At 49.2% G+C, this 12,807-nt stretch carries 11 protein-coding genes; 4 read left to right on the top strand and 7 right to left on the bottom strand.

Features of this window, described 5'->3' with window-relative positions; all coding sequences use genetic code 11:
* Nucleotides 1-23: 23 nt before the first annotated feature.
* The 4 genes from udk to atpD all read right to left on the bottom strand — a co-directional run bounded on the left by udk (nt 24) and on the right by atpD (nt 3,404).
* Complete coding sequence (gene udk, locus BGO59_RS25595) at nt 24-641, bottom strand: uridine kinase (RefSeq protein ID WP_293688346.1); 618 nt, start codon at nt 639-641, stop codon at nt 24-26.
* Between the two features lie 156 nt (nt 642-797).
* Nucleotides 798-1,043, bottom strand: coding sequence for an ATP synthase F1 subunit epsilon (gene atpC, locus BGO59_RS25590; protein ID WP_293688344.1), 246 nt, complete (start codon nt 1,041-1,043; stop codon nt 798-800).
* A gap of 84 nt (nt 1,044-1,127) precedes the next feature.
* Nucleotides 1,128-1,763, bottom strand: coding sequence for a hypothetical protein (locus BGO59_RS25585; RefSeq protein ID WP_293688342.1), 636 nt, complete (start codon nt 1,761-1,763; stop codon nt 1,128-1,130).
* A gap of 114 nt (nt 1,764-1,877) precedes the next feature.
* The gene (gene atpD / locus BGO59_RS25580; protein WP_293688340.1) at nt 1,878-3,404 is read right to left on the bottom strand and encodes a F0F1 ATP synthase subunit beta; all 1,527 of its coding nucleotides are present in this window, start codon (nt 3,402-3,404) and stop codon (nt 1,878-1,880) included.
* Between the two features lie 324 nt (nt 3,405-3,728).
* Between atpD and malQ the strand changes: the two genes are divergently transcribed.
* The 4 genes from malQ (at nt 3,729) to BGO59_RS25560 (ending at nt 9,777) form a co-directional block, all read left to right on the top strand.
* On the top strand, nt 3,729-5,309 hold the full coding sequence (malQ, locus tag BGO59_RS25575; protein WP_293688338.1) for a 4-alpha-glucanotransferase: 1,581 nt from the start codon (nt 3,729-3,731) through the stop codon (nt 5,307-5,309).
* Nucleotides 5,310-5,418: 109 nt separating this feature from the next.
* Nucleotides 5,419-8,439 carry a tetratricopeptide repeat protein gene (locus BGO59_RS25570; RefSeq protein ID WP_293688336.1) on the top strand — a complete coding sequence of 1,007 codons (3,021 nt, stop codon included), beginning with the start codon at nt 5,419-5,421 and terminating at the stop codon, nt 8,437-8,439.
* A 56-nt stretch (nt 8,440-8,495) separates the two neighbouring features.
* Nucleotides 8,496-9,218, top strand: a complete 723-nt coding sequence (locus BGO59_RS25565) for an ABC transporter ATP-binding protein (RefSeq protein WP_293688334.1) — start codon at nt 8,496-8,498, stop codon at nt 9,216-9,218.
* 64 nt (nt 9,219-9,282) lie between these two features.
* Nucleotides 9,283-9,777: a heme-binding domain-containing protein gene (locus BGO59_RS25560; RefSeq protein WP_293688332.1), complete on the top strand. Its 495-nt coding sequence runs from the start codon at nt 9,283-9,285 to the stop codon at nt 9,775-9,777.
* 71 nt (nt 9,778-9,848) lie between these two features.
* Here BGO59_RS25560 and BGO59_RS25555 read toward each other — a convergent pair whose 3' ends face one another.
* Genes BGO59_RS25555 through BGO59_RS25545 form a run of 3 tightly spaced genes read right to left on the bottom strand, consistent with a single transcriptional unit; the run spans nt 9,849 to nt 12,807 of the window.
* Nucleotides 9,849-10,874 (bottom strand): ChuX/HutX family heme-like substrate-binding protein, encoded by a 1,026-nt coding sequence (locus BGO59_RS25555; RefSeq protein WP_293688330.1) that lies wholly within the window; start codon nt 10,872-10,874, stop codon nt 9,849-9,851.
* A 23-nt stretch (nt 10,875-10,897) separates the two neighbouring features.
* Entirely contained in the window at nt 10,898-11,692 is a 795-nt protein-coding gene (locus BGO59_RS25550; protein WP_293688328.1) for a heme ABC transporter ATP-binding protein, read from the bottom strand.
* Between the two features lie 11 nt (nt 11,693-11,703).
* Nucleotides 11,704-12,807, bottom strand: a complete 1,104-nt coding sequence (locus BGO59_RS25545) for an iron ABC transporter permease (RefSeq protein WP_293688326.1) — start codon at nt 12,805-12,807, stop codon at nt 11,704-11,706.

Below are 12,807 nucleotides of genomic sequence, written 5' to 3'. Positions count from 1 at the left end.
GGTGGTGGTGGATGGCCACTACCTTACACTTTCGTTTTCAGATAAGCAATCACTACTTCCATGCCTTTTTTGTAGTGATGGTTATTCGGAATAACAATGTCGGCTTCGGCGCGGTAGGGTTTGATGAATTGCCGATAGGTTGGTTTCACGTGGTACTTCCAGCGGTACATCACATCATCGAGGTCGTAACCGCGTTCTTCGGCGTCGCGTTTTACCCGTCGTTCCAGTTTAATGCTGTTTTTCGCGTCGATGAAGATTTTTAAATCCATCTGGTCGGCCAATTCGCGGAAATGGAAGACAAAAATGCCTTCAACAATAATAATCGGTGCTGGTTTGAAGGTCAGTATCTTAGGAATAATGGATGGATTATTGAAGGTATATTCCTTCTGTGTTATAATCTCACCGTTATGCAACTGGCCGATGTGCTGTGCATAGAGATGATGGTCGATTGTTTCGGGCAGATCGAAATTATGAATGCCCTGATCATCGACCGGAATCACATCCCGACTGCGGTAATAATTATCCTGCGAAATCAGACAAATCTCATCTTCCTCAAAAGCATTTAAGATGTCTTTTAGAAATGAGGTTTTGCCAGAAGCGCTGCCGCCCGTAATGCCGACAATAAATGGTTTTGAGCTCATGATGAAGTTACGAATACTAACAAAGAAAACAGGAATGAGCGAAACGAAAAAGCCCAGGAGGCATTAACTAACACAAAGAAAGCGACCCGTTCATGACAAACAGGACGCTTTCGATGAAGGTTAAGCGGGTTTTATTGCACGCTTATAGAATGGGTTTTATGCTGTAATGGATTCGGCCAGTACAAGCACTTTATTCTGAAGTACTTCAACGACACCGCCATCGACAGTAAATGTTTCCTGCCCGGATGTGGTCTGTACCACGATTGGTCCACGATCCAGCGTACTCACCATCGCTGCATGGTTGTTGAGCACCTGAAACTGGCCTTCGCTACCGGGAAACGTAACGGCACTCGCTTCACCAGAAAAGACCTTACGGTCGGGAGTGATGATATCTAATGTCATGATAATGTATAATGGTTAATGAGCAATGGATAAAACAGGTAGCTAGTGAAGCTCTTCATTTTACATTATCCATTATTCATTAAGTTATAAGACTCCTTTTACGAAATTCAATACGCTGCTTACCTGGGTCTTGGCGGCAGGTTCAGCGGCTTTGGCCACCAGCCCTCCCTGATCGAGCTTGCCAACCGTTGCCAGTGCTGTGGATACCAGTGACTGACCAGAGGATTGGGTGCTACCGCCTAATGCCGACAAAGCACCGCCAATGCCCGACAAACTACTGGTTAGCTGACTACCTTTGCCGAGCAATGAGCCAGCGGCTAAAATGCCTTCAAGCTGACTGCCTCCCGACGCAAGTTTAGCTAAACTGACGGCTTTACTCAACACACCATTGCCTAAAGCGCCTGTCGGAATCAGTGGAAGCAAGGCTTTTAATTTGCTTGCCTGAGCCAGTAGCTTATCCTTGAACGAGGTCGGCTGTGCTTGTGCCTGGGATTCCAGCCCGGTAATGCCAGCCTGTAATTCCTGAGTCGTAGCTGATTTATCGCCTTTGGTAAGTGAGGCAACTGCATTGTCCAGATGAGCTAATACAGCATTGTCCTGTACCAGAATAACAGAGGTCGTTTTGGCAACGGGTGTTCCATCGTTAGCCGATGCTACCTGGACTGTTAAGAGGGTCAATGGCAGTAGAACGATACCTGCGCTCAATCGAATCGTTTTCATAATCAAGAATGTAGTTTGATTGCAACTATTAGACTTGAGGAACAGGTTTTCGTTTCGAGCCTACGGTTAATTAACCATTAAATTAACTGTAGGCTCGAACCATTATATTTGTGGTTACTGACCAGCTTCCCGCATGATTCGTTCGCCTTTCGCTACCGCATCTTCAATGGTACCGACAAGGTTGAACGCTGCTTCAGGCAGGTGATCCCATTTGCCATCAATGATTTCATTGAAACCTTTGATGGTATCTTCAATTGGAACCAGTACCCCTTTCAGGCCGGTGAACTGTTCAGCTACGAAGAACGGTTGCGACAGGAAGCGTTGTACACGACGAGCGCGGGCAACAACCAGTTTATCTTCTTCCGAAAGTTCTTCCAGACCCAGGATGGCGATGATGTCCTGCAATTCTTTGTAGCGTTGCAGAATCTGCTTCACACGCTGAGCGGTGTTGTAGTGCTCGTCGCCAAGAATATCGGCGGTCAGAATCCGGGAAGTTGAGTCGAGAGGGTCAACGGCAGGATAGATACCCAGCTCGGAGATTTTACGGCTCAATACGGTGGTTGCATCCAGGTGAGCAAAAGTGGTAGCTGGCGCTGGGTCAGTCAAGTCATCGGCAGGTACATAAACGGCCTGTACCGACGTGATCGAACCCCGTTTGGTCGAGGTGATACGCTCCTGCATCACACCCATTTCGGTAGCCAGCGTTGGCTGATATCCTACGGCTGATGGCATCCGGCCAAGCAGAGCCGATACTTCCGAACCTGCCTGAGTAAACCGGAAAATGTTGTCAACGAAGAACAGAATGTCACGGCCAGCGCCTTCACCATCGCCATCGCGGAAGTGTTCGGCAATGGTCAGACCCGACAGAGCAACCCGTGCACGGGCTCCTGGTGGTTCGTTCATCTGACCGAATACGAAAGTAGCCTGGCTTTTGGTCAGTTCTTCTGTATCTACTTTAGTCAGGTCCCAGCCACCTTCTTCCATGGAATGTTTGAAAGCCTCACCGTATTTGATGATACCGGCTTCAATCATTTCACGCAGCAGGTCATTTCCTTCGCGGGTACGCTCACCCACACCGGCAAATACCGACAGACCTGAGTATGCTTTCGCGATATTGTTAATCAATTCCTGAATCAATACGGTTTTACCTACACCGGCACCACCGAACAGACCGATCTTACCGCCTTTCGCATAAGGCTCAAGCAGGTCGATCACTTTGATACCCGTAAAGAGGACTTCGGTCGATGTCGCCAGATCCTCAAATTTAGGAGCGCCCCGGTGAATAGGCAGACCAGCGCCTTTCGACTGAGGTTGTGGGATACCGTCGATGGCTTCACCTACTACGTTGAACAGCCGTCCACGGATACCGTCACCGGCGGGCATGGTGATTTGAGTACCCAGGTCAATTACATCTAAGCCACGGTATAAGCCGTCGGTTGAGTCCATAGCGATAGCCCGAACGCGGTCTTCGCCGAGGTGCTGCTGAACTTCCAGAATTACCTCTTGCCCATTGGTTTTCGTTACTTTGAGAGCGTCCAGAATGGCGGGAATCCGGGTGCCTTCACCTTCGAAACTCACGTCCACAACCGGCCCGATTATTTGCGTAATCTTACCTGTATTGACTACCGTTGCCTTACTCATTTGTATGTGGTATTGCTTTATTGAAAAGTTGCCCTTTGTTTGGGACTGCAAAAGTAGGAGAAAAACCGCGTAAGGTCAAGAACCATGTCACTCATTTTCGGAATGATTTGTTAGGAAAGGTTATTGGCAATAAGCTTTTTACGAAAAAATATAAACAAAAATTAACGCAAGCCGATTTGTACAAAAACAAGCCAACAGAAGTTAGAAGTTAGGAGCGAGTAGCAAGGAGCGAGAATCCATCCGGTAGTATTACCTACGCACCCTGCCCATTCTCATCCGCTTATCGCTCGCTTCTCACTACTGACTACTATCAACTCAACGTACATGCTTCAACAACGCTCAAGCGGTTTATTACTTCATATTACATCATTGCCTTCGGCTCATGGTATCGGGGATTTAGGACCTGAAGCCTACCGTTTTGCCGATTTTCTGGAAGCTGCCGGACAAACCTACTGGCAAATTTTACCCCTGGCTCCTGTCGACCCAGGGGCTGGTTTTTCGCCCTATAGCAGCCCATCGGCCTTTGCTGGCAATATACTGATGATCAGTCTGGAAAAACTGGCTGACGAAAAGCTGCTTAGCCGTGATGATCTGGCCATATTCAACGAACAGCCTGTTCAGGATGTAACCATCTCTGAGCCATCTACTACAGATCGGACAAATTCGGCTATTCTGGCAGGGCCGCTCGTCATGGCCCCCAATGCGATGCATGCAGCCTGGATCAAAAAACGCCCCCTGCTGTATCAGGCGGCTCAAACGTTTCTGAACGAGGCCAGTCCGGCACAACGTAGCGATTACGATCGTTTTTGCGGATGGAATGCGCGCTGGCTGGACGACTATGCCCTGTTTTCGGCCTTACAGGAGGAAATAAATGAACCCAGCTGGATTCGGTGGCCTGTTGAACTGGTCCGGCGTGACCCTAAGGAGATAGCGCGTCAGACCAACTTATTGCATGAGCGAATCGAGGCCAATAAGGTGCTGCAGTATTTTTTTCAGCGTCAATGGAATGAACTGATGGCGTATTGCTTCGATAAGAAAATTCATCTGATCGGCGATATTCCTATTTATGTTCAATTCAATAGCGTCGATGTGTGGGCTAATCCGGGTCTGTTCAAACTGGATGAAAACTTTCAGCCCTTGTTTGTTGCAGGTGCCCCCCCAGACTATTTCAGCGAATACGGCCAGCGTTGGGGCAATCCAATTTATGACTGGGCCGAGCACGAGCGAACCGGATTTGACTGGTGGATGCACCGGCTCCGGCATCAGATGTCGCTGTATAGCCTGACGCGGCTCGACCATTTTTTAGGCTTTGCCGAATATTGGGAAATTCCAGCACACGAGCCTACGGCCAAAGTTGGTCAATGGGTTAAGGCTCCCATTGAACCGTTTATGAAGGCTATGTATCGGCAATTTGTAAACCTACCTATCATTGCTGAGGATTTAGGCGATAAGGCCGCCGAAATACAGCCCTATTTGCGGCATTATGGCATTCCGGGAATGCGGGTGCTTCAGTTCGGTTTTGGAAAAGATATGCCTACCGCAACCCATATTGTACATAACCATACCGAAAACTTTGTGGTCTATTCGGGAACGCACGACAATAATACCACACTGGGCTGGTTTCGGGAAGCGGATAATGAGCAACGGCAGCGGATCAATAACTACCTGGGCATGAAGGTGACGGAAAAAAATGTTGTCGATCAAATTTGCCGTCTGACGATGCAGTCGGTTGCCCGATTAGCGATAATTCCAGTGCAGGATATTTTAAATCTGGACGAATCGAACCGGATGAATACGCCGGGGCTGGGTGGTCGAAGCTGGCAATGGCGCTTACAACCCGGTCAACTGACAGACAAAGTAGCCCAGAAATTGCTGGAACTTACTCGAATGACAGGTAGGGCGTAACACGGTGGTGTATATCCTGTCCGCATGACGATACGGTTCAGACTTTCTTTGCGGACAGGATGTCTATGTTACATAGGCACTAACACGCTGTTACGTGCGTTACTTGGGCATGTCATCTTTATTTTTCTGGAAAGACTGGAATCGGTCCTACCGATTTGCCTATCTAGTTAGTATCAGCTTATTCATTATCAGCCTGTTCCTATTTGTCATTGCCTGGATACGTGGGTTGGGCAATGCTGTTCATTGGGATGTCCTCAGCGAGTTGGCCGACGTACCTGTTACCTTTTATAACTTCTCCGATGGCCTGCTCGATTATGCCGTGAATGGGAAAGCCTACGCTGTTTCGGAGCAATTTTTAGCAGGAGCCATGCAAATACGACCCGAGACGGCTACTGCTTTTCTGGTAGGTATCTGTGTCGCTTTTGTGCTGGTGATGAGTGCGGTTACCCATTTCGACCGGATTCGGTATCTGATCAGTATGGGTATCCTGATTCTGGGCCTGGCCTTTTTTCGCTGGGAAATGCTCGAAGTACCAGGGCTGGGTGGTAATTACATTTTTTTACTGCTGGCTTTTTTGTTTGGATCGGTAAGCTATTATTTCCACGCTTTTCGCTCCGATTTCCCGATTCTGATACGTATGGCTGCGTTTGGCCTGCTGACGATTTTGGTAGCGGCCGGTTTGGCAGTTGTGTCGCCGGTGAAGTTTCCGGGCCTATTGATTGTAAGCTACGGGATGCCCGTATTGCTTACGTGTAGTGTTGGCTTTATCTTCTTCATGGCGGCCGAAATAATTGCAGGCCTGGTTTGGCTAACCTCCGTTGGACGGGCTGAAGAAGGGAGCACCGCCGGAAGTTCAAAACGGGCATTGGGTATCAACAACCTGCTTGTTATCAGCTTTTTGTACCTGATTAATCTGGCACTAATCTGGCTTAAGAATACCCGGTCTATTGATTGGGATGTGCTGGCAATCAGCCCTTTTCTGTTGTATCTTATTACGCTAGTCACTGGCATTTGGGGCTTTCGCCGGATGATTGAGCAGCAGGATGTGGTGTCCTTTCGTGATTCTGGGGCCTTTCTGTATGTAGGATTGGCCATGCTAACTACGCTTACCATGGCGTATGCGTTTGCTACAGCCAATGACCCTGTTGTTGAGTTGTTTGAGGATGTCATTGTATATACCCATTTAGCGATGGGGCTTGTTTTTCTGGCCTATGTTGTCATCAATTTCTGGCCCATTTACCAGCAGAATCTGGCGGTATATCGCATTCTATACAAACCCAAACGGCTGGAACTTAGTCTGTTTCGGATTGTCGGCGTCGTCGTCTTTGCGGTTCTGCTGGCATCGGGTGGCCTGATTACGTTTCGGCAGGGAGTGGCGGGCTACTATAATGGCCTGGGGGATTATTATACGGCTAGTGGTGAATCGGCGTCGGCCAGTGCCTTTTACCAGTTAGCGCTTGAACAGGAGTTCCAAAACCATAAATCCAATTATTCGCTGGCTACGCAGGCCCTGGCAACGAATAACCAGACCGCAGCCGCTTTCTATTTCCAGCAGGCATTACTCAAACAGCCCAGCCCGCAGGCTTATGCTGGATTGAGTCAGACGTATTTACAGACCAATTTATTCTTCGAAGCCGTTAAAAGCCTGCAACGGGGCATCCGGGCGTTTCCGAAAAGTGGTGAGTTGCAGAATAATCTGGGGTATCTCTATGCCCGCACCAGCGTAGCCGATTCAGCCTATTATTACTTCACAGCAGCTGCAAACCATGCCGATCAGACTGAGGTGCCTGAGTCGAATCTGCTGGCCTTGTATGCGCGAAATCCTAATGTGCTTCGGGCCGATTCTACGCTGGCCAAACAGGTGAAGGAATCGTCTTATGAGTCGTATCAGGCCAATGTGCTGGCCCTCCGGCTCGTGGCTCAGACCGACACAGCTCAACCGAAACGACCTGACTGGTTAGCCGACAAACCAGCAGGTCAAGGTCTGAGTATCGGGCGATTTGCCAGCTTGTTCAATTATACGCTGGCTACCAGACAGACGGATGCTGGCTTGACCAAAACCATGCAGCAACTGTCGACACAGCCTGCCAATCAGGATTTTACAGATGAGATTCTATTGGCGCTTGCTGTAGCGGAATACAAACGACATGATCATCCGGCAGCTTTCGGGCTGATGACTCAATTGGCCGAGGGTGATCAGCAAAATGGATCTTCTTACCGGGCTATTGCAGGCCTTTGGATGATGGAGCAGGGGCTGTATCGCCGGGCGGCTGATATCCTTGGTTATAATTCCGATACGACTTCTATTTATTACCGAGCTATTGCGTTGACTAAAGCGAATGACCCGGTGTTGGCGCAGTCACTTTGGGAAACGGCAGCGCATGGCGACCCGGCTGTGCAGGCAATCAAGCAGGTATATTATCAGGAACGCAAACCCGAAAACGATCTTGAAAAAGCGTTTTATGCTACCTATCGGCTTGATGATCCCAATCGCGGGGCATATTGGGAAACCATTCAGGACCCAAGTTTAAAATCGGTGGCTGGGGTTGCCCTTGCGAACGATTTTCTTGATCAGTTGCAATGGCGAAATGCTCAATTGGTATTGGCCGGAATACCTGATTCATCCAAAGTTAGTCCGATTGCCTTGTCGTTGCGTACGGTAACAGCTATTCGGCTGGCGGCTTTCCGACGGAGCGTGGGCGCAGCTGAAATCATGGCGAAACAACCCATTTTGCCCGATTATCAGGCCGAGCGTTTTTACTGGCTGGGACAGACCTACGAACGTACGCGACAGCCTGCCAAGGCCCGCAAAGCGTATCGACAGGCGATACAACTGGCTCCGCTAAACGCGCGAATGGCAACTACGTTTGCTCAGTTTGAACAACAGCAAAAGCAGACCAGGCAGGCCTATAGCCTGGTGTTGACGGCGTTGCCTTACAACGAAGACAATGCCGAACTTCTCAAAACGTATGTATCGCTTTGCCTGGATATGAGCCTGTTCGATTATGCCAGAAATGGTCTGGAGAAACTACGGACTGCGGCCAACCCTACCGATTATCAGGCATTTCTGCGGACTTATCAGGAAAAACTGGCGTCAATCGAAAACAGCCGTCAAAAATTCCTACAATAAGGTAGCTTTGCTAGTAAGCCAAACGACAGTGTTCAGTTCGCTCAGATCAGGATTCTATGAATATTATTGAAACCCACAATATTGCCAAACGATACGTAATGGGTACCGAAGTGATCGAAGCACTCAAATCCATTACCATTAGTATTCAGAAAGGGGAGTATGTTGCATTTATGGGGCCTTCCGGCTCTGGTAAATCGACACTGATGAATATTGTAGGCTGTCTGGACACACCAACGTCGGGGCAGTATATTCTGAATAACCAGGATGTAAGTCGTATGGGTGAAAACGAACTGGCCGAAGTTCGGAATAAAGAAATCGGCTTCGTGTTCCAGACGTTCAATCTGCTTCCCCGACAAACCTCCCTCGAAAACGTAGCGCTTCCACTTATCTATGCGGGTTATAGCAAAGCTGACCGTATCGAGAAAGCCATGCTGGCTCTAAAAAATGTTGGGCTCGAAAACCGGGCTGGGCACCGCCCCAATGAGCTATCGGGCGGTCAGCGGCAACGGGTGGCGGTGGCGCGGGCACTGGTCAACGACCCCAGTATTTTGCTGGCTGATGAACCGACGGGAAACCTCGATACCAAAACATCGTACGAGATTATGGACCTCTTCGACCAGATTCACAGCAAAGGCAATACTGTGATTATGGTAACGCACGAAGAGGATATTGCCGAATATGCCCACCGGATTATCCGCCTTCGTGACGGCCTGATCGAAACTGATCGGCAGAACGCCAACATTCGCAAAGCACAGGCGCTGATGCAGTCGCTGGAATGATTTAATCATTAGTTAATTTAGGAATAGTTCTTCTTTCTATATTGAACCGTAATCCTAAACAACTATGGTTCGTAAAATTCTCATTGCCCTACTTGTGATCCTGGTTCTCATCCAGTTTTTCCGCCCCGAAAAGAACCAGGCTTCAGGGATGTCGCCCAACGACATTACCACTAAATACGCCGTACCTGCCAATGTGCAGACGGTACTGAAACGTTCCTGCTACGACTGTCATTCCAACAATACGACCTATCCTTGGTACAACAACATTCAGCCTGTAGCCTGGTGGTTAAGCCATCACATTGATGAAGGGAAACGAGAGCTAAATTTCTCAGAGTTTGCTACTTATCAACCCAAACGAGCTCGGCATAAACTTGACGAAGTTGAGGAGGTCGTTACGGAAGGGTCAATGCCTATTGGTTCTTATCTGTGGATTCACGGCGATGCCAAAGTTAGCCCCGAAGATGCGAAACTGCTGGCTGACTGGGCCAAGGGCTTAAAAAATCAGATTCCGGCTCCGGCAGGTGAAGAAGAACATGAGCATCATCACGAAGAGCATTGATTCATCCGATAAATTCAGAAGCCCTAACCATTCACAGGTAGGGCTTCTGAGTTTTTAGGGGTTTAGAAACGTCAGGCGGCAATGGCTTCGTTTACTGCGTTTTGCCATTCCCGCATTTCGGGAACGCCGGGTTTACGTTTTCCAAAAATCAAAGCAATGGTGTTGCCGTCTTTATCGAATAGGTCCAGGCCGGTCACGATACCATCTTTCGTGGGTTTGCGCGTTACCCAGATGCTGTTGATTTGATCTTCCCGCAGGTGCATATTGAATTCAGGATCGAGCACGTTGTACCAGGGGCCCATGCTCACCAGTTTTTTTACCGGACCCGTGTGAATCTGAATACAACCAGGGCTTGATGCAAAAATCATAATTGGCAATTCACGCTGAGCAGCCGTTTCAAATAGCTTTTTAAGCTGATCGACAGAAATCTGCTTGGCATGGCCTTCGGGCGCGAGTTTTAGCCCTTGTTCACGTTCGAGTTTGTGTTTACGTAACAAGCTAAAAAACTCGTGTGTATCCTGCATCGCCAGCCAGTCTGCCTGAAAAGCCTGGATATCAATGTCTGCATTGTTTACATCATTCGTTTTTTCAGGGTATGGTACTGTAACGACGGGGGCGGTTTGGTCGGTAGCAAGATATTTCTGGACTAGCGCTTCATAGGCAGCACTATCCGATTTGTCGGTCATATAAATTTTATGTACAGCCATCCCGTCCTGATCGAAGAATTGCAGGCTTTTGCGATCGTTTTCATTGACAGCAAATCCAAAATGCCAGTGCGACATGAACAAACGCAGATCAATATCGGGACCTAGCACCAGGCCGGTCTGATCCTTAAACGATATCTTTTCGTAAACACCTTTACGCTCATGAACGATGGTATCGTTACGTGTCAACGCCATAACATAACCGAGCGTCGGTACGTCTTTGAGCAGTTCGCGGAAATCGCCTTCCAGTCGTTGGACTGTATCGCCAACCTGCGTAGCTACTAATTCGGCTTCACTGACGCCCAGTTGGTTGGCGGCATCCCGGATTCTGGTTTTGGGGTTTTCCTGTTTAAAGATCGCCCAGCGTTCTTTCAGGCTTTGTGCTGTAATCATTTGCTATTGAGGGGGTAAATTGGTCAGTTATGTTCGGAAAATTGATGCTGCTGGGGAACGATCATAGGGCAGTCAAGCTCAGGATGGCTGACGAGCCAGACCGCCAGATTAAACACGCGCTGGATCGTATCGACTGTAATTACTTCCTGCGGTGTACCGATAGCTTCTATATGCCCTGCTCGTAGCATGACGATCTGATCGGCATATTGAGCGGCCAGATTGAGATCGTGCAGGATGACAACGACACAAAAGCCTTTTTGGGTGAATTCGCGGGCAATCTCCAGTAACTGATGCTGATGAAGCAGATCGAGGCCCGTGATGGGTTCATCCAGAAATAAAATCCCTTCCGATGCATCCCAGATTTGTGCCAGTACCCGCGCGAGTTGTACCCGTTGCTGTTCACCACCGGATAGCGTGTTGAAGACGCGGGAGGCAAATTCCCACATCCCTACTTTTTTGAGGGCTAATTCGGCAACCTGATAATCATGTTCGGAAGGGTAGAAATCGAAATGGGGATAGCGGCCCATGAGCACGAGTTCACTAACCAGAAATGGAAAAACGACGGCGTTTTGCTGCGGCATCACCGCCCGAAATAAGGCAAGTTCTTTTTCGGCGTAGCCTTCCAGATTTTTCCCAAGAAGATTGACGGTTCCGCCAGAGGGCTTTATCTCTCGGGTACACAGTTTCAGCAAGGTTGACTTTCCGGCTCCGTTCGCCCCTACGATAGCCAATAACTCGCCCGGTTTTGCCTGAAACGAAACGTTGTTAAGGAGTTTTTGACCCCGAATCTGGTAGGAAATATTTCTGACTTCCAGCATAGTTTGGCGATTTAGGCAAGCGTGCGACGTCGTTCACGAACTAAAATCCATAAGAAAACAGGCGTTCCGACTAGAGCTGTCAGAATGCCAATTGGCAGTTCGGCGGGTGCCACCAGGGTTCGGGAAAGAGAATCGGCCAGTGTCAGGATAATGGCGCCACCCAGCGCAGAGCCGGTCAAGACACGTCGATGGTCGGAACCGGCCCCCATCCGAATCAGGTGGGGAACTACCAGCCCGACGAATCCAATGATGCCCGCAACAGCTACTGAGGTGCCGACGGCCAGCGTTGAGAAAAGAATGACCTGCCGTTTGACAAGTTTTAGATTCACACCCAGCATACTCGCCTGGCTTTCGCCCAGCGCCAGCAGATTTAAGGATTTGCCCAGGCGGGGAATGCCAACCAGCGCAATAATCGTAAAGGGTAAAATGGCCAGAACCGATGTCCAGCTAGCACCGCCCAGACTGCCCAGGCTCCAGAAGGTGATATTGCGAAGTTGCTCATCCGTAGCCAGATAGGTCATAATACCCGTCAATGCACCCGATAACGCATTGATCGCAATACCCGTGAGTAGCATGGTTGTAATGATATCTTTCCCGGCTATTCGCGCAATTCGGTACACCAGAAAGGCGGTCACGCAGGCGCCTGAAAAGGCTACCACCGATAAGGCATACAGCCCCAGCATACCACTCAGCTTCTGGAAAAAACTCACTTCAAGCACGATCATCGTAACAGCCGCCAGCGATGCTCCTGATGAAATGCCAATCAGGCCTGGATCGGCCAGCGGATTTCGAAAAAGCCCCTGAATGGCAGCGCCTGAAATGGCCAGGCCTGCGCCAATCAGTACAGCCAGACAAACGCGTGGCAAGCGGATGGCTAAAAGAATGGCTTCCTTCGTCGGATCAACAGCAACGGTGTAGCCGAATGACCGGGCTATAATTAACCCGATTTCGTAAGACGACACGCGTACAGCACCAATTCCTATCGAAAAAACGACGGTTGCCACTAGCCCAGCAAGTAAGGCTGGCATCAGCCAGGGGTTAACGGATCGTTTTATCGACGAGGGCGAGGACACTGTTTTCAACGAAGGATTACGAACCACGGCGAGGGTATCCAT

This window comes from Spirosoma sp. 48-14, assembly GCF_001898575.1.
In the GTDB taxonomy this organism is placed as follows: Bacteria; Bacteroidota; Bacteroidia; order Cytophagales; family Spirosomataceae; genus Spirosoma.
This window is presented reverse-complemented; position numbering and strand designations above follow the sequence as displayed.